Here is a 17,484-nt window from a genome sequence, read left to right on the forward strand (position 1 = left end):
GCAGTGTGGCGCAATGCCTGCTTGCGAGCCAAGGCGTGCCTGCCGGCCTTGCTCGGGCCGGGCTGGCTTCCGGCAGGCCGAAGGCGAACGAATCCATCGACAGCACGCTGCAGGTCATGCCGCCATCGGCCGGAAGCGATCGCCCGAACGTGCGCTGCGGGCGAATCTTGCGCCGCTGTCCCCGCGTGGCGATTCGCAATTTCCTGCATGTTTTTCTTGCGCCGGTGGCCGCCGATCGGGTGCGCCCGTGATGGCCCGGTGATATTCCGCGGGCCGCTCAAGCGCCTGCGGCCTTGCACGCGAGAGACGTATCGCCGGCGTTTGATGGACGTCAATATCGCGGGCATCCGATCGGCAAAGACTGCCCCCGTATCCAGCCATCACACTGGAATCGTGGGGAGCATGTCATGAACGCTTGCCGGAACAGCCTCATTGCGAGCCGGTTCACTGCCTTCGCCCGACCACCGCGCTGGATCGCGCTGATCGCGCTCGCATGGCTGGGGATACCCACCCCGGCATCGGCGGTGCCCTCGTACGCGCGGCAGACGCAGCAACCGTGCGTAGCCTGCCATGTGGGCGGCTTCGGGCCGGAGCTGACCCAGTTCGGGCGCCAGTTCAAGCTGATGGGCTACACCATGAAGGTCGGCGAGCAGACCGACGTGCCGCTTTCGGCGATGCTGGTGGAGTCGTTCACGCACACGCAGAAAGCCCAGGCGGAAGCTCCAGCCAAGGGCTTCGGCACCAACGACAACACCGAGCTGCAGCAGGCGTCGGTGTTTCTGGCCGGGCGGTTGAGCGAGCACACCGGCGTCTTCGCGCAGGCGACCTACTCCGAGAACGGCGGCCTGCTCGGCTGGGACAACGTGGACTGGCGCTATGCGCGCATGTTCAGCCATGGCAAACACAGCGGCATCTGGGGCATCTCGGTCAACAACAACCCCACCGTCAGCGACGTGTTCAACACCGCGCCGGCGTGGATGTACCCGTACATGTCGGCGGATCTGGCGCCCGGCGCCCCGGCTCAGCCGATGTTGTTCGGCGGCCTGGGCGGTCAGGTGATCGGCGCCAGCGCCTACGTGCAACTGGACGGCGCGTGGTACCTGGAGGCTGGCGGCTACCGCTCGCTGTCGCCGGCGTTCCTGCGGCACGTCAATGCCGGCTACGACGGCCGCCTGAGCGGGGTCACGCCATACACGCGGGTGGCCTACACGTGGAACCTGCCCACCGGCAGCCTCTCCCTCGGCGGGTTCATGCTGGACATGCGCCGCGGACTGGCTGGCCCGAACGCGGTCGGCGACGCGGTCGCGCTGCCCGGGCCGACCGACCGGTTCCGCGACTTCGGCGTGGATTCCAGCTACATGTACGCCAATGGCGACCACGTCGTCACCGTCGACGGGCTGTACGTCCACGAGAGCCAGCGCCTGGATGCCACCTACGGCGATGGCGGATCGGACCATCTGCACGACACGCTGCAGTCGCTCAACCTCAAGGGCAGCTACTGGTACCGCCACACCTACGGCGTGACCCTGGCGTCGTTCGTCGACAACGGCAGCAGGGACGTCACGCTCTACGGCAACAACGGCTCGCCGAACACCCAGGGCGAAAGCGTCGAGTTCGACTACCAGTCCGGCTCGTGGCATCAACCCTGGGCCAACGTGCGGCTGGGCCTGGAATACACCTGGTTCAACCGTTTCAGCGGGCGCGTGCACGGCGTCGACGGCGCAACGCGCAACGCCAGGGACAACAACACGCTCTACTGCTACGTCTGGCTGGCGATCTGAGCAGGTCGGCCCTGGCGAAAAACCCGGCCCCGGCTCACGGACTTGCCGGACAGGAGTCCGGCAAGCGCCAAGCGGGGCGGCCTTCTCTTCTGGCTGCGGTTCTCCTGGCCGCGCAAGAGAAAAGTGACTCGGTCGCCGAAGACGATCGACCGCTCTTCGCGTTGGGGTGTCACGAGCAAGAGCATCGCGCACAAGGTGCGCTCCTGCGGGCACGCGGGAACGCCCATGTCGGAAACCGCGATGGTGAACGTGATGTCCGCGACGGTGACGGAAAACTGCCGGGCAATGCCCGCGCTGCTCCGGGCGCATCCGGAGCCGCTGGATGTTTCCATCCCCTTAGACAGGCTCACACGATCCCCGTGCGCATGTTGATGGGCCAGGTCACCGGCCGTCGCGTTTCCGGATCGCCCCAGCGCGCGGCCAGCTCCGTCGAGAAACGCTCGATCAGCTGGCCATGGCCTTCCTTCACGGCATGTTTCACGGCCGACCAGGTCGCGATGTAGCCCATGAGCTCGCCGAGCGACCACGTTTTCCGTATCGCCATCGCGGGCGGCGGGAACTCCGCGAATGGAAAGTCGAGGTCCGCGTAGCCGCGGTCGACCAGCTGCCGTTCCGGCGGCCAGAAGCGGCCGATGCCCTCGCGGTAGAAGCGCAGGAAGCACGCATCCAGCTCCTCGTCCAGTTTCGGCACGCCGTAACTGACCAACGCCAGCAGGGCGCCGGGCCGGGCGATGCGCCGGACCTCGGCATGGAACGCGGGGAGGTCGAACCAATGGGCGGCTTGCGCGGCAGTCACCAGGCTCGCGCTGCGATCGGGCACGGGCAGGTGTTCGGCGGCGGCCTGGGCATACCGCACGCGTTCGCTGACTGGCGCGTGTGCGATCTGGTCGACGCTGGGATCGAGGCCGAGCACAGCGTCGAAGTGCGCACCGAGCTGCGCCGTCAACTGGCCGCTGCCACAGCCGACATCGACGGCAAGGCGGGTGTCGGGCGCGGCCTGCGCCAGGAAGGCGGCCAGCGCCGGAGGGTACTCCGGGCGGAATCTGGCGTAGTTCTGTCCACCGGCCTGGAACCAATTGGCGACGTGATCACCTCGTTCAACGGACATGCGTTTCTTCCGGGTTAGTGCATGGGCCTCGGCAGGCGCCTCGCAAATCCATGCTGCTCCAGCGCGTGCGCCATGTCTTCGCGCACGCGCAACCTAGGGTAGACGGTTTGTGTTTCCAGCGCGTGGATGACGTGCCTGAAGCCGAACCCGCGGGGCACAACCCCGTGCAGTCATCGCGCGTATCGCGCGGGTGACGCGCCACCCAGCGCATATCGAAACCGGGTCACCCCTGCCCCATGCGCCCGCGCCGTGCGGCGTCGCGGCGCAGGCGCGGCGCGCCCGCGCGGCATGCAAGGCCGTGGCACACGGCTTGCTCATCCATCGTCATGGCGGCATCGCGAATCCGATGCCGGCCATCGCCGTTCCGCGCGTCGCGATCGCACCGATGCCGCGGGACGGGCGCCACCACACACCTGTCTTCAGCCAAGGCTTCACGGAGATCACGATGGCCAGTCGCAACGAAAAGGAAAAACCGCTGGATCTGACAGTCACCTTTGTCGGACTCGATGATGGACAGCAGCCGCCGCGCTTTGCGGCGTACAAGGTGGACGTCAGCGGCCGCCCGATCAGGAAGCTGGGCAGTTACGACGGCAAGCTGTTGCGGCTGGACCCGGGCGAGGCCAGCGCGATCGCGTTCGGACCGGACGTCGAGGATTTCAGGACGCTGCCGACGGACAGCCTGGCGCGCTACCGCGTGGCGCAGCAGGTCGACCTGTGGCGCAAGCAGGGACTGGTGCTGGGGCCGGATATCTGGAACCGCTTCCACTTCCGTTTCCAGTGCGTCAGCGGCACCGTGAGCAAATGCCGGCCGTGGTTCTGGGACCTGCTCGACGATATCCGGCTGCAGCCGATGTATGCGCTGGCCCAGGTCGCGCGCATCAAGCCGATCACTGCGGAGCTGCGCCCGCATCTGCGCTTCCCGCTGCGTTGCGAGACATTGTGCGACGGCGTCGTGGAGATCTACGAACGCGAATGCTGTTGCCGCTGGTTCCGCATCCCGGACCTGCTGGACCGGTTGCGCGAGATTCTCGCGGTGCTGCCGATACCGCTGCCGGACCCGATCCCCGACCCGATCCCCGGGCCGGACCCGGCGCCCTTCGACCCGCGCTCGCTGCGTGCCGCGGCGCGCGACATCCAGCAGCGCAAGGCGGCGTTCGATCTTGCCGCCACGCCACCGGAAAACCTGCACCAGGATTTCCTGGCGCTGCGTGCGATGCCGGAAGATGCGGCGCGCGAGTACGTGCTGGCGCGCCCGTACCTGTACCCGATCTTCTGCCACTGTTCGGTGCGCAAGGTCGGCGAGACGATGATCCAGCCTGGTGGCCGTTTCGACCTGTGCTACCTGCGCCCGCCGTTCCACCTGGCGCGCGAGCATTGCGTCACGACCTACGCCTACCGCGTGCGGCAGATGATCAACGGCGCCTGGCACGTCGTCTACGACGGGCTGGCTGCACACCAGTATTTCGCCGCCGGCAGCACGGCGGACATCCACAGCTACGATCCGCAGGCGCGCGTCTGCGCCGACGGCCCGGGCGAGCCGCCGCCGAACGGCAACCTGCCGTTCGTGATGCTGGAGCACGTCGGCAGCTATGGCAGCTTCCACTTCAACTTCCCGGTGCAGACCGGGGTGTCGCAAGTCGGCGCGCTGGATGCCGACGACGGCACCTTCACCACCTCGTACGCGCCGGACTGCCCGTGGGGCGGCGGGCTGGGCCTGCGCCTGTGGTTCTCGCCGGAGCTGGAGCCGCTCGTGAAGTACTACCGGCTGAAGGTGTTTGCGCTGAGCGATGCCGGCACGCCGGTCGGTGCGCCGATCGTGCTGAACGACTCGGTCACCTGGGACAAGCTGGTGGACATTCCCGGCGACGTGGTGCGCGCACCGGAACTGCTGGGCCCGGCCACCGTCGGCGCGGAAAGCGACCTGTTCAAGGTGCCGTACTGGAGCTCTCCCGACCACCGCTACCTGAGCGGGCAGTTCCACCAGGGCTGGAACACGGCGCAAAGCCAGTTCCCCGACGGCAAGTACATGCTGGTCATCGAAGTGTTCGATGCCGCCGGCAACCGGGTGAAGCCGAACGGCGCAAGCGGGCCGGGCACGGCGCAACCGTTCGAATTCCGCCGCTGGATGTCCGCGGTGGATACCGACCCGGTGCCGTTCGCCGACGCGGCGCACGTGTTCTGGGTGGACAACACGCCGGTGGGCGGCGACATTGTCGACCTGCGCAAGAACGGCGTCGCCAACACCAGCCAGTGCCAGTTCATGACGGGCCCGGCGGCGAGCACCTTCGCCATCGGCTTCCGCGCCTACCACCTGCACGGCGTCGAGCACGCCGGCAACGGCGACGGCAATTCGTTCATGTGGCACTACGGCATCGGCTGGCAGCGAGGCCTGAACGGCAACAGCGGTGCGCTCGGCCCGGCACCGTCGGGCGGCAACAACCATACCGACGTCGGCGAGACCGGCGGCGCGGTGTCCTCCGGCAGCGAGACGTTCCAGACCATGCTGACCGACACCACGCAGGTGCCCAGCGTCGTGCTGAGCAAGTGCACCTTCAGCGTGACCCTGCACGTGTACGCCAAGCACTTCACCGGCAGCGGCCGCATCCAGGGTTACGACTATGCGGAGACGGCCTCGTTCGCACTGGAGATCACCAGCTGACGGCAGGCCAAATGGAGGCAACGGCATGGATGCCGCCGTTGTGGCTGCGCACAAGGTACTTGCGCGATATCGGCAAGCGCCTGGCGCGCAGCCTTCTTTTCGCTCCAGACGTCCGGCCCGCCACCCTTCAGGCCGGCTTTGCCATTTCGCGCCGCTGCCGCGACGCGACGGCAACCTCTCCCGGCCATACCGGATAGAAGGCGACCCGGCCGCCCCTGCAGGCGAAAACCCTTGCCTGCGGACCGCGAGCCTCGGCCTGGCAAGCACGGCCACGCTTTCGGCTATACCCTGCCCGGGCGTCGGGCGGCTTGAGCCGCCCGCGAGTTCCCAGGAGGCGCCGCGATGAGCCTGCAGCCGGAAGCACCCCGCCACGCCGCGGCGAAGACGCCGTCCGCGCTGCGCCGGATTCCGGCCGGCATCTGGGCACTGGGCATGGTCTCCATGCTGATGGACACCTCCTCGGAGATGATCCACGCGCTGCTGCCGGTGTACCTGGTCGGCGCGCTTGGTGCCTCGGCGCTCGCGGTCGGCGTGATCGAGGGCATCGCCGAATCCACCGCGGCGATCACCAAGGTGTTCTCCGGCGCGCTGTCGGACTGGCTCGGCCGGCGCAAGCTGCTGGTGGCGATCGGCTACGGGCTGGCCGCGTGCACCAAGCCGGTCTTTCCGCTGGCGAGCACGCTCGGCTGGGTGGTCGCGGCGCGCTTCGTGGATCGTGTCGGCAAGGGTATTCGTGGCGCGCCGCGCGATGCGCTGATCGCCGACCTGGCACCGGCCGAGTTGCGTGGCGCCTCGTTCGGTCTGCGCCAGTCGCTTGACACCACCGGCGCGTTCCTCGGCCCGGGGCTGGCGATCGCGTTGATGTGGCTGACCGCCGACAACATCCCGCTGGTGTTCTGGTTCGCGGTGGTGCCGGGCTTTGCCGCGTTCGCGCTGGTGGTGTTCGGCGTGCGCGACGCGCCGGGCGACCGGGAAAGCAGGCGGGCGCGTTCGCCGTTGTCGCGCACCGAGCTGGCACGTCTGCCGCCGCTGTACTGGGGCGTGGTGACGATCGCCGCGGTGTTCACCCTGGCCCGTTTCAGCGAGGCCTTCCTGGTGCTGCGCGCGCAGGAGCTGGGGCTGGGACTGGTGCTGATCCCGCTGGTGCTGGTGGTGTTGAACGTGGTGTATGCGCTCTCGTCCTATCCGGTCGGCGTGCTGGCCGACCGTTTCGACCACGGCACGCTGCTCGCGCTGGGCGTGCTGGTGCTGGTGTTGGCCGATCTCGCGCTGGCCTTCGTCGGCGGGTTGGCGGGGCTGGCGCTGGGCGTGGCGTTGTGGGGACTGCACATGGGCATGACCCAGGGCCTGCTGGCGGCGATGGTTGCCGACGCCGCGCCGGCCGATCTGCGCGGCACGGCGTACGGCATGTTCAACCTGGTCGGCGGGCTGGCCCTGCTGGCAGCCAGCGTGGTGGCCGGCGCGCTGTGGGACGCGTTCGGCTCGCGCGCCACCTTCCTCGCCGGTGCCGGTTTTGCCGTGATGGCGTTGCTGGCGCTGGTGCCGGTGGCGCGGCAGGTGCACAGGCATCGCCCGGCATCGCACTGAGCGACGCGCCAGCAGCGGGGTCCCGCCTCATGGAAGCTGCACCCGGACGCTCAACGAGCGCCGCCGGACGGATGCTCCGCGGGACGGCCGCGCAGCGCATGTCGCGTGCGCACCGAACTCGCATCGGCGTACCATCGCCGGGCTGATTGGGGGGCCGGCCGCGCCACGCGGGGATGGCCGTTTCGTCACTTGACCCGGGGAAATTCCATGAGCGGAGAATGGCGCAGTGCTGCGGCACAAACCTTTGTGGGCGGTCGAATCACGCAGGTGGACAGCTACTGGCCGGCGAATACATTGGCCGCCGACGTCTTCCAGCTCATCGACGACTGGGATCTGTGGGGCGAAGCGTTCGGCGGCAAGGCAAAGAAGATCAAGGATCGCTGGCGCACGATGCTGGTGCTGCGCAACGGCGTGAAGTCCGCCGGTGGCCTGGTGCGCAAGGTCGGCGGCGTGCTTGGCGGCAAGAGCGAGGCCGGGTTGGGAACGGACCTGCTCCAGGAGCTCAAGGCCAACGTGGTGACCCCGTTGCAGAACCTGGCCAACCAGGCGCCGCTGACGATCAATTTCAGCGCAACCGGCTGGTTCGGCACGGGGCCCGGCTTCGACGAATACATCACCATGTGGGATCGGCATACCACCGATGCGGCGCTGACCGCCAACCAGGACCCGAAAAACCCGGCCCATGTGCGGGCCAAGGCCGACCGTCACGCGCTGTACGGCCAGTTCGCCGACGGCAAGACCCAGGTGGGCGCTGCCGGCCTGGTGCTGCCGCACGTGAAGAAGCAGGGCGGCACCACGGCGCCGGCCACCATGCATTACTCCCCCAACCATGTGCGTGCGCCCGGGGCGGCGGCGGACTCCCAGGTATTTGCGGCGCTGAACTACGGCCGCCGAGTGCATGGCTCCAATACCGAGTACGGCAAAAGCGTGTTCGAGCTGGACGACGGCTTCAAGAAGGACGCGATCTACTTTGCGATGGACACCTTCACACCGGTCTCCAACGGCAGCGGCTTCAAGGCGAAGGGCGATCGCGGCAAGCTTTACCAGGTGAGCTTCAACACGTTCGGCGGCGCCATCCTGCTGGCGACCCGATCGCAGTACCAGGCCAACCCCAGCGCGACCCACCTGGCCAACGCCAAAGCCCTGGTGGCCGACTTGCTGGCCTCCGCACACAACGGCAATCCGCGGCCCGACAGCGCGGAGAACCACCTGCTGATCGAGGCACACATCTTCCGGCGGGTACGCATGGTCCCGGCGCAAGTGCGAGCCGTGCACATATCGCGCGGGGAATGCGGCGCCAACCTCAACGCCGTCCAGACCAACGCCGCGCAGTTCAGCCGGCGCACCGGGGTTCAGGTGGATTACATCGACTGAGTTGCCGCAGGCGAGCGAGCGCTCCTGCCCTCGAATGCAAAAACATCCCGACGCGACGAGGGCGCCCGCCTCCCGGCGGACGCCCTCGCAGGTGCCTCGCGGAACTTACAGGGCCGCGTTCAGCGCACTCACGATGCCGCTGCCGAAGCCGCTGGCGTAGTCCCAGCCGACCGTCGCCGTCTCACCGCCATTGCTGCCGGAGGTGACGTCGTGATAGCTGGCGGTGGATACGCTGTACAGGTGCGGCCCGGCGAAGCCCAGCGTCGGATGCGCCGCGAGCATGCGGGCCCAGGTGGCCGCGAACAGCGGTGCCGCCAGGCTGGTGCCGCCGTACTGCGCATTGCTGCCATTGACGATGATGATCGCACCGGAGTTGGGATCGGCGTCGAAGGCCACATCCGCCACGTCGCGGGTAGTGCCGCCGCCCTGGGTCTGCCAGCTCGGTTTCGGTTCGACCGTACTCGGGCTGCCGCCCGCGCCGCTCCACAGTGTCTCGCTCACCCAGCTGTTCGACGCGCCGGTGCTCAGCGACGTACCGCTCACCGCCACCACGTACGGCGAACTGGCCGGGTAGCTCGGCGTGGTGCCGGTCGGCTTCTTGGTGCATTCGTTCGAGCCGGAGTCGCCGGTCGAGATGGAGAACGTCTGGCCCTGCGCCACGCCCAGCGCGAGGATCTGGTCATCCGCCGCCATCGAGCCGTCCTGGTAGGCGCTGGTTTCGCATTCGCCGAGCGAGACGTTGACGACCTGTGCCTGGTTGTCGCTCACCGCCTTGTTGAACGCGGCGGTGAGATCGCTGTTGGAGAGCGAGTTGGCCGCGTAGAAGATCAGCTTGCCGACCCCGCCGGACATCGCGACGATGTCCTGGCTGTCCAGATCCCACTCGGGCGTGCCGCTGGTGTCGGTACCCGGCGTGCTCACCGTCACCACCTGCGTGTTCACTGCCGGCAGGCCGTTGGTGCTGGTGAACTGGTTGAGATCCTTCAGCGGCTGGGTCATGTCGCCATCGCTGATGATGCCCACCGTGACCGTGGAAGCGGTCGGGGTGCCGACCACGTTGTAGATGGTCGGAAACGCGGTGGGGTTGTGGCCGACCAGGGTCGCGCCGCCACCGCCGCCCGGCCGGCCCTTCTCCACGCGTCCCTGCGTCGAAGCCTTGGCCAGCATGGTGTGCGGATGCGTCACCGTCTGCAGGCCGCTCACCGACAGCACGACGTCGGCCAGTGCCGCCGGCACCTTGGCGTCGTCGATGTTGGCGTAGGCGGCGCGACCGTGCTCGTCAGTGGCCTTGACCAAGCGCGTGCCGAACGCGGCCCCCGCATTGCCGGCGGTACCGTCCGCCGAAACCAGCAGGCGGTTGGCCGATATGCTGACGTGACTGAAGCCGGCCTGGCTCAGGTAATCGGCCACGGCCTGCGCCTGCGCCTGGCTCGGCAGGAAGTTCGCGGCCACGTCGCTCGACTGCAGCTTGGCGCGGAACAGCGGGCTGGCCGGGTTGTGTGCGGCGGCGATGAAATCGTCGAGCGCACCCTTGTTCCGGATCTTCAGCGTCACCTGCACGTGCAGCGGCATGCTGGATGCCACCAGGCTGCTCATGTTCACCGACGCGGCCGGCACGTGCGCATGCGTGGCCGTCGTCTTCCACGTCGAGTCGACGCCGGCCGCCGCTGCGACCGTGGACGCCAGCGCCCAGATTGCCCCCATTGCCAGACACAGCGAAGTCTTCTTCATCTGCATGGTTGATCCCCGAGGTTGATGGTGCGAACAGAAAAATTCCGGTCATTGACGAATCGGAATCCCGTGACGCGGCCCTGGTCCCACCCAACGAATCCCTGGCCTCGCCAGTCCTCGACGCTAACACGCGGGGGGGGCGAATAATCCGTGCAGCCGTCAAAAAAACGCATGCAAGTGGTTGATTCGCAAAAGCTTGCGGAAACGCATGAAATCGCGACAGGCGGCGAGGCGGTCGAATCCGGCCTGCCGCACCTGGCCATCAGACCCGCCGATGACGGTCTGTCCTTCGGTGCCCGCAAATGCCGTTGCAGGCACCGCCGCTACTTGAGGTAGCTGCGCAACACCGCCAGTACCGGGAGGAGTTCGTCCTGCCGTTTGCTGCTGCCGCGGCCGGCCACGTGCGAGCGCAGATGGCCCTCCATCACCTGCAGGATCAACCCGTTGACCGCGCCGCGCACGGCTGCCAGCTGCTGCAGCACGGCGCCACATTCCGTGTCGCCTTCGATGGCGCGTTCGAGCGAGGCCAGCTGGCCGTTGATGCGGCGCACGCGGGCGACCAGCTTCCGGCGGTTTTCCTGGATGTGCGACACGGCGACTGCCTCTCGTCATATACTGCGGGGGAGTATATGACCAGAGCACGCAGCATGCCCGCCCCCGACGTCTCCGCATTCACCCACAGCCACCAGTTCAACCACGTCGACGCCAAGGCGGAGCGCAACACTCGGCGCGTGGTGTACATCACGGCGGCGATGATGGTGGTGGAGATCGCGGGCGGCTACTGGCTGAACTCGATGGCCCTGCTGGCCGACGGCTGGCACATGAGTTCGCATGCGCTGGCGATGGGACTTTCGGTGATGGCCTATGCGCTGGCCAGGCGCTACGCGAAGGACGGCCGCTTCGCCTTCGGCACCTGGAAGATCGAGATACTCGGCGGCTACAGCAGCGCCCTGCTGCTCGCCGTGGTTGCCGCGCTGATGATGGTGCAGTCGCTGGAGAGGCTGTTCGTGCCCGCCACGATCCACTACGACGACGCGATCCTGATCGCAGTGCTCGGCCTGGGCGTCAACCTTCTGTGCGCATGGCTGCTGAAGGGCGAGCACCCCCACGCGCACGGGCACGCGCATGGACACGATCACGGCCACGGGCACGACAACCATCATCATGACGTGAACCTGCGCGCGGCCTACCTGCACGTCATCGCGGACGCGGCAACTTCCGTGCTGGCCATCGTCGCGCTGGTCGGCGGCAAGCTATACGGTGCTGCCTGGCTCGATCCGGTGATGGGCATCGTCGGCTCGATCCTGGTCGCGCGCTGGGCGTTCGGCCTGCTGCGCGAGTCCGGCAAGATCCTGCTGGACGCCGAGATGGACCAGCCGGTGGTCGATGAAATCCGCGACGTGGTGCGCGATCAGTTCGCCACGGCGGCGGTCAGCGACCTGCACGTCTGGCGCGTCGGCCGCGACAGCTACGCCTGCATCCTCGGCCTGGTGGCCACCTCGGCGATCAGCGCCGAGGAAGTCCGCCGGCAGTTGGCCGTGCACGAGGAACTGGTGCACGTGACTGTCGAGGTCGCGGTGGCCTAGTGACGCTCTGATCTCGCACTCGCCACAACGTCGGTATGACGCGCCCGCCTGGGCAGCCGCTACCCGGGCGCGCCGAATCGATGGCGCCGGTCGCGGCTACGCGACCAGCGTCCCCTGGTGAAACACGATGACCCAGTCGTCGCCGTCGCGTCGCCAGATCGTGCTGCGCCGGCTGACGCGCTCGCCCTGTTCCAGCGTGTAGCTGAGCAGGTAGGTGTGCGCGCCGAGTTCGCGGCAGTGGAAGTCGCGGGTGATCCAGCTGTGTTCGGCGGGATCGGGGGTGCGGTGTTCCAGCACGTCGAGCACGCAGGCGCGGCTGTAGCACTGGCCGGAGGCGCCGATCTCGAAAAAGTCGGCAGCGGTCATGCGTTCGAAGTCGGCGCGCGTGCGACCGAACTCGGGGCGATGGAAGATCGGCTCGCGCTTGCGCAGGGCCTGCAGCACACCCAGCAGTTCCGGCGGCGTGACGGGATCGGGTTCGGGTTCGGGTTCGGCCGAAGGATGCATCGGCGGACTGTTCCTGCGCGAAAGGTCGGCTGATGGTATCGCCGCCTGCGTCCGCCGTTCCACGGCAAGGTCGCGCGTGGCGGCCTTGCCGCTGTGGTGCGGTCAAGCGTGCGTCTGGTCGAGCTTCTGCATCTTGAGCGCGCGCTGCACGCCGGGGTCGGCGCGCATGCGTCGCTCGAATGCCTGCAAGTTGGCGAGGCCGCCAAGGTCGACGTTCACCGCGTGGGTCCAGCGCAGGGTGACGAACAGGTAGGGGTCGGCAATGGAACGCTCGCCGGCCAGCCAGTCGCGTCCTTCCAGGTGCTTGTCCAGCCGCTCGAACCAGGTGCGCAGCTGCTGGCGCGCGGCGTCCTTGCTCTTCTCGATCATCGCCTCGTCGCCAAGGTAGCTGGTGGCGCCGAACAGCGGTTTGAACGCCGGGTGCACGTCGGAGTTGATCATTGCCAGCCAGCGGTTCACCTCGGCGCGGCCGCGCGGAGTAGGTTCGCCGCCCAGCTTTGCGGCGGGGAACTTGTCGGCAAGGTAGTTGAGGATGGCGGCGTTCTCGTTGAGCGCCCAGCCGTCGTCGACGAGGATCGGCACCTGGCCGTTCGGGTTCAATGCGCGGATCGCCGGGCTCGCCAGATCATTCTTCTGCAGCAGTTGCAATTCGTAGGGCTGGCCGATCCATTCGAGCACGATGTTGGCGCCCAGCGCGCACGAGCCGGAAAAACTGTAAAGCTTCATGGATGTCTCCTTGGGTGAAGCGGATGCCGCGTGGCAGACGCGGCGGAATGGCGTGCAGCAGCACGTCCTGTCCAGATGCCGGCGGCAGCGGCGAACTTCAAGCCGCCGTCGGGGCCTGGGCCGGCGGTTGCCACAGTTCGATGCGGGTGCCTTCGGGATCGGTGATCCAGCCGAAGCGGCCGAACTCGCTTTCGTCGACGCGCTCGTCCACCTGGACGCCATCGGCGCGCAATTGCGCCAGCAGCGCGTCGAGGTCGTCGACGCGGAAGTTGATCATGTACGACTGCGGGCCCGCGCCGAAGTAGCTGGTGTCGGCCGCGAACGGCGACCACAGCGTGTAGCCGGGCCGCTGTTCGTCCTCGTCGAAGCGCACGCCGCCCCATGCCTCGGCATCCAGGCCGAGATGTTTCGCGTACCACGCCGCGAGCGCGGCGGGATCGCGCGACTTGAAGAAGATGCCGCCCAGTCCGGTGACCTTGGCCATGTCGTTGTCCTGTCGCGTCGGATGTTCCGGCCCATCGTATACCGGCGCGTCACGTGCAGGGCGGGCGCTGCCCGCCGCTCCCCGGCCATGCAGATAAGGGGGGGAGTATCAACTAGGACAGGACAAGGAGCTCTCATTGCCTTCGTCCCCTTGTTCCTGTTCCGGAGAACCTCAAGCCGCCGCCGGCTCAGGTCTGCATCCTGACTGCCGGTTCGCGAAATGCGGGTCAACGAGCCGCGCCCTGTTCCCGTATCATCTGCGCCGCCCGCCTCGACCTCGGTACGAATGGAATCGGATGAAACGCAACAAGCTCGTCACGCTGGCAATCCTGCTCGCCGTTCCCCTCGCCGCGTGCATGCAACCGCAGGATGCCGGGGAAGCACCACCGGCAAACCCCGCCAACAGCCCTGACCTGTCGGAAGCCTGCAGTTCGGTCGATGCCGAAACCGGTGCGCTTGTTCCCTTTGCGCGCCTGATCCAGGTGCACGTGGAATTGCGCTACCGCGTCGACTACCTCGACGAATTCAACGACAACGACGGCACCGCAAGCAATCGAACCGAAATGCACGCGCTCGTCCAAGGCTCCGCAGACCTGCTCGCCTGTACATGGAAGGAGTTCGGCTACAACCAGTACATGTTCCATCCAGCGCGCGAAGAGGAACTGCCTCCCTTTCCCGCCCCTGCGTCCGGCACGGTGAGCCTGAAGGGCCTGCGCACCGGGCGTGCCGTGGTACACGGCGAAACCATCACCACGAAGGAAACCGTGCAGGCCAGCGGCAAGCTGCGGGGGGTCACGCTGTCCGTCCCGACCCGCGATGAAACCATGCCGGACGGCGACGGCACCTGCATTGAAGTGGGTTTTGATGCGCCGATGTCCGGCAACTGGACTCTCGATGTCGCAAGCACCGATGGCACTCGCAAGCATGAGGAGAGGTCGCCGGAGTCGCTGGAAGGCAGCGTCTATTCGGCCTTTGCCGTCAGAACCTACGACACCGGCGAATCCGAGTTCATCAATCATTCGCTGACGCTCTGCGATGGCCCGCGCAACCGGCCCGACCAGATGACGCAGGGTCTGCCCGCCGGCGGCATGACGATCAGTCCGGACGAGTCCGTGTGGACCCGCAGCGGCGAGTGGGTCGGCCACAACACGGTACCGGCCGAGCATCGCTACATCGACTTTTCCCTCAAGGTCGTGCCTCGAACCCTGCCATATCCGAATCCGTAGCTGCCCGGGGCAACACGGCGGCTGTCAGGGCGTGCCGGCAGCCAGCGCGGGTCTTCGGCCGGGTCTGTGAAGCAAAGGCTGGCGGGCGGCGCAGCCCTACGACGGCAGGTCGAAGAAGGCCTGCACGTCCGCCAGCTCGCGCGTGCGCGGCATCGGCGGCACGCTGGCGAGGAACAGCTTGCCGTAGCCCTTGCTGGTGAGGCGCGGGTCGCACAGCACCAGCACGCCGCGGTCGTGCACGCTGCGGATCAGGCGGCCGGCGCCCTGCTTCAGCGCGATCACGGCGCTGGGCACCTGCCAGCCCATGAACGGATTGATGCCGGATTGTTCCAGCGCGGCGAGGCGCGCCATCAGCACCGGATCGTCGGGCGCGGCGAACGGCAGCTTGTCGATCACCACCACGCTGAGCGCCTCGCCGACCACGTCGACGCCTTCCCAGAAACTGGCCGCACCGAGCAGCACGCCGTGCCCGCTGGCGCGGAACTCCTCCAGCAGTCGCGGCCGCGGCGCGCTGCCCTGCACGAACAGCGGCCACGGCACCTTGTCCTGCAGCAGCTCGGCGGCGCGGCGCAGTGCGCGGTGCGAGGTGAACAGCAGGAAGGCACGGCCGTTGGAGGCCTGCAGCACCGGCAGCACCGCCTCGATCACCTGCTCGGTGTAGTCGCGTGCGTTCGGGTCGGGAAGGCCAGCGGGCAGGTAGCACAGCGCCTGGTGCGCGTAATCGAACGGGCTGTCCAGGCACAGTGTCTGCGGCTCGTCCAGGCCGAGCTGGCGCGCGAAGTGGTCGAAGTTGCCGGCCACCGACAGCGTGGCCGAGGTGTGGATCCACGCCGCCTGGGTGCGTTCGCGCAGGCCGCGCATCGGCGCGGCGAGATCCAGCGGCGTGGCGTACAGCGCGAAGCCGCGCGGGAAGGTTTCGTACCAGCGCACGTCCTGGTCGCCATGCGTCTCGATGATGCGCTCCAGCCGCCCGCCGAACAGCGCGGCGCGTTCGTGCAGGTTGGCGAAGCCACGCGAGCGCTCGGCCTGCGAGGCGAGCAGCTCGGCCAGCGTGGCCAGCAGTTCGCCCAGTTCGTGCAGTGCGGCGCGCACCTCGGCGCGATCCTCCAGCAGCGCGAAGGCGCCGCGCGAGGGCAGCGGCTCCAGCGCCAGGCGCAGCTTGCGCAGCGCGTTCTGCAATGCCTCGACCGGTTCCAGCAGCAGGCCGATCGCGCCGGTGATACCGCTGCATTCGGTCAGCGTGTCCTGCGCCATGTCGGTCAGCTGGCGCGCGCTGACGCTCTGCGAGAAGAACTGGCCGGCGAGTTCGGGAATCTGGTGCGCCTCGTCGAGGATGAAGGCCGTCGCGCCGGGCAGGATCTCGCCGAAGCCTTCCTGCTTCAGCGCCAGGTCGGCGAACAGCAGGTGATGGTTGACCACCACCACGTCCGCCTCCATCGCCTCGCGGCGTGCCTTGAACACGTGGCAGTCGTCGTAGAAAGGGCACTCGACGCCGAGGCAGTTTTCCGCGGTGGAGGTGACGCGTGGCCACAGCGGCGACTCCTCCGGCACCTCGGCCAGTTCCATGCGGTCGCCACGGCGGGTGCGCGCCGACCAGGCGCGGATCGCGGCCAGCTGCGCGGCCTGCGCCGGCGCCAGGCTGCCGCCATCGCGCACGGTCTGGTCGAGCCGGTACAGGCAGAGATAATTCGCGCGACCCTTCAGCAGCGCCGTCTTCAGGCGTGCGCCCAGCACCGAGCGCACCTTCGGCAGGTCACGGAAGTACAGCTGGTCCTGCAGCGACTTGGTGCCGGTGGAGATGATCACGCGCTCGCCCGACAGCAGTGCCGGCACCAGGTAGGCGTAGGTCTTGCCGGTGCCGGTGCCGGCCTCGGCAACCAGCGTGTCGCGCCCGGCGATGGCCTGCTGCACTGCCCGCGCCATCGCCTGCTGGGCCAGCCGCGGCGCGAAGTTCGGCAGCTCGCGGGCGAACGGGCCGTCGGCACCGAGCAAGGCGCCGACGTCGTCGTCGGACACGGTGTCGTCGGGAGCGATCATCCGCCGATTATGGCCGAGCGACCGCCGTCGACAAAGCGGCGCGGGAACCGCGACGGTGGCCGGCGCATCCACTGGCATGCCACCCGCCCGCCACTCCAAGGAGGCAGCCGTGAGACTGTTCGCACCCGAAACCGCACCCGTACTCGACCTGGTCGACATCCACGGCCAGGCCATCGCGACCAGCCAACCCGGTCGGCTTACCCTGCTCTCGTTTTTCCGTGATGCGGCCTGCCCGTTCTGCAATTTCCGCATCTACGAGCTGACCCAGCGGCACCAGGAATTGTCCGAGCGCGGGCTGGACGTGGTGGCGGTGTTCAGCGCCTCGCAAGCCGAGGTGCTGCGCTTCGCCGGCCACCGCCCGCGGCCGTTTCCGCTGGCGGCCGATCCCACCTCGCGTGCGCACGAGGTCTACGGCATCGAGCGTTCGCTGTGGCGCAAGTTCAAGGCGATCGTGACGCGGGTGCCGACCCTGATCCGCGGCCTGCGCCTGGTCGGTTTCGCCGGCCTCAACACCGGCAACCTGATGCCGGCGGATTTCCTGATCGACGGCCGCGGCCGCATCGTGGAGGCCTACTACGGCCGCGACGCCGGCGACCGGATTCCGCTGCAGCGGGTCGAAAGCCTGCTGCGGCAGGATCGCAGCCGCCGCGCGGCGTAGCCCGGGGCCACTGGCGAGAAG

At 68.0% G+C, this 17,484-nt stretch carries 16 protein-coding genes; 8 read left to right on the forward strand and 8 right to left on the reverse strand.

Annotated features, from left to right (window positions below):
• Nucleotides 1-5: 5 nt before the first annotated feature.
• Together ACVCMI_RS15620 and ACVCMI_RS15625 are read left to right on the forward strand one after the other, a co-directional pair.
• The gene (locus ACVCMI_RS15620; protein WP_447098197.1) at nt 6-251 is read left to right on the forward strand and encodes a hypothetical protein; all 246 of its coding nucleotides are present in this window, start codon (nt 6-8) and stop codon (nt 249-251) included.
• Between the two features lie 156 nt (nt 252-407).
• Nucleotides 408-1,781 carry a cytochrome C gene (locus ACVCMI_RS15625; protein ID WP_447110612.1) on the forward strand — a complete coding sequence of 458 codons (1,374 nt, stop codon included), beginning with the start codon at nt 408-410 and terminating at the stop codon, nt 1,779-1,781.
• Here the strand turns inward: ACVCMI_RS15625 and ACVCMI_RS15630 are convergent.
• Nucleotides 1,760-2,113 carry a hypothetical protein gene (locus ACVCMI_RS15630; protein ID WP_447098195.1) on the reverse strand — a complete coding sequence of 118 codons (354 nt, stop codon included), beginning with the start codon at nt 2,111-2,113 and terminating at the stop codon, nt 1,760-1,762. The genes ACVCMI_RS15625 and ACVCMI_RS15630 overlap by 22 nt on opposite strands.
• A gap of 14 nt (nt 2,114-2,127) precedes the next feature.
• Nucleotides 2,128-2,889, reverse strand: coding sequence for a class I SAM-dependent methyltransferase (locus ACVCMI_RS15635; RefSeq protein WP_447098194.1), 762 nt, complete (start codon nt 2,887-2,889; stop codon nt 2,128-2,130).
• Nucleotides 2,890-3,334: 445 nt separating this feature from the next.
• On the opposite strand from ACVCMI_RS15635, the gene ACVCMI_RS15640 reads away from it, so the two are divergent.
• From ACVCMI_RS15640 to ACVCMI_RS15650, 3 genes are all read left to right on the forward strand, one after another.
• Nucleotides 3,335-5,548 carry a hypothetical protein gene (locus ACVCMI_RS15640; protein WP_447098193.1) on the forward strand — a complete coding sequence of 738 codons (2,214 nt, stop codon included), beginning with the start codon at nt 3,335-3,337 and terminating at the stop codon, nt 5,546-5,548.
• 342 nt (nt 5,549-5,890) lie between these two features.
• Nucleotides 5,891-7,135, forward strand: coding sequence for an MFS transporter (locus ACVCMI_RS15645; protein WP_447098192.1), 1,245 nt, complete (start codon nt 5,891-5,893; stop codon nt 7,133-7,135).
• Between the two features lie 207 nt (nt 7,136-7,342).
• Nucleotides 7,343-8,509 carry a hypothetical protein gene (locus tag ACVCMI_RS15650; protein ID WP_447098191.1) on the forward strand — a complete coding sequence of 389 codons (1,167 nt, stop codon included), beginning with the start codon at nt 7,343-7,345 and terminating at the stop codon, nt 8,507-8,509.
• A 105-nt stretch (nt 8,510-8,614) separates the two neighbouring features.
• Here the strand turns inward: ACVCMI_RS15650 and ACVCMI_RS15655 are convergent, their stop codons facing one another.
• Both ACVCMI_RS15655 and ACVCMI_RS15660 read right to left on the reverse strand, forming a co-directional pair.
• Entirely contained in the window at nt 8,615-10,246 is a 1,632-nt protein-coding gene (locus ACVCMI_RS15655; protein ID WP_447098190.1) for a S53 family peptidase, read from the reverse strand.
• A 317-nt stretch (nt 10,247-10,563) separates the two neighbouring features.
• Nucleotides 10,564-10,833, reverse strand: coding sequence for a metal/formaldehyde-sensitive transcriptional repressor (locus tag ACVCMI_RS15660; protein ID WP_395120057.1), 270 nt, complete (start codon nt 10,831-10,833; stop codon nt 10,564-10,566).
• Nucleotides 10,834-10,887: 54 nt separating this feature from the next.
• On the opposite strand from ACVCMI_RS15660, the gene dmeF reads away from it, so the two are divergent.
• Nucleotides 10,888-11,826, forward strand: a complete 939-nt coding sequence (gene dmeF, locus ACVCMI_RS15665; protein ID WP_447099529.1) for a CDF family Co(II)/Ni(II) efflux transporter DmeF — start codon at nt 10,888-10,890, stop codon at nt 11,824-11,826.
• Between the two features lie 96 nt (nt 11,827-11,922).
• Here the strand turns inward: dmeF and ACVCMI_RS15670 are convergent, their stop codons facing one another.
• The 3 genes from ACVCMI_RS15670 to ACVCMI_RS15680 all read right to left on the reverse strand — a co-directional run bounded on the left by ACVCMI_RS15670 (nt 11,923) and on the right by ACVCMI_RS15680 (nt 13,543).
• On the reverse strand, nt 11,923-12,333 hold the full coding sequence (locus ACVCMI_RS15670; protein WP_447098189.1) for a nuclear transport factor 2 family protein: 411 nt from the start codon (nt 12,331-12,333) through the stop codon (nt 11,923-11,925).
• A 102-nt stretch (nt 12,334-12,435) separates the two neighbouring features.
• Nucleotides 12,436-13,059 carry a glutathione S-transferase family protein gene (locus ACVCMI_RS15675; protein ID WP_447098188.1) on the reverse strand — a complete coding sequence of 208 codons (624 nt, stop codon included), beginning with the start codon at nt 13,057-13,059 and terminating at the stop codon, nt 12,436-12,438.
• A 97-nt stretch (nt 13,060-13,156) separates the two neighbouring features.
• Nucleotides 13,157-13,543 (reverse strand): VOC family protein, encoded by a 387-nt coding sequence (locus ACVCMI_RS15680; protein ID WP_447098187.1) that lies wholly within the window; start codon nt 13,541-13,543, stop codon nt 13,157-13,159.
• 295 nt (nt 13,544-13,838) lie between these two features.
• On the opposite strand from ACVCMI_RS15680, the gene ACVCMI_RS15685 reads away from it, so the two are divergent.
• Nucleotides 13,839-14,768, forward strand: coding sequence for a hypothetical protein (locus ACVCMI_RS15685; RefSeq protein ID WP_447098186.1), 930 nt, complete (start codon nt 13,839-13,841; stop codon nt 14,766-14,768).
• A 96-nt stretch (nt 14,769-14,864) separates the two neighbouring features.
• On the opposite strand, the gene ACVCMI_RS15690 is transcribed toward ACVCMI_RS15685, so the two are convergent.
• Nucleotides 14,865-16,805, reverse strand: a complete 1,941-nt coding sequence (locus tag ACVCMI_RS15690) for an ATP-dependent DNA helicase (RefSeq protein WP_447098185.1) — start codon at nt 16,803-16,805, stop codon at nt 14,865-14,867.
• Nucleotides 16,806-16,914: 109 nt separating this feature from the next.
• On the opposite strand from ACVCMI_RS15690, the gene ACVCMI_RS15695 reads away from it, so the two are divergent.
• A complete protein-coding gene (locus ACVCMI_RS15695; protein WP_395120063.1) occupies nt 16,915-17,463 on the forward strand; it encodes a redoxin domain-containing protein in 549 nt (182 codons plus the stop codon).
• The last annotated feature ends 21 nt before the right edge of the window (nt 17,464-17,484 follow it).

The organism is Rhodanobacter sp. UC4448_H15 (genome assembly GCF_052978265.1).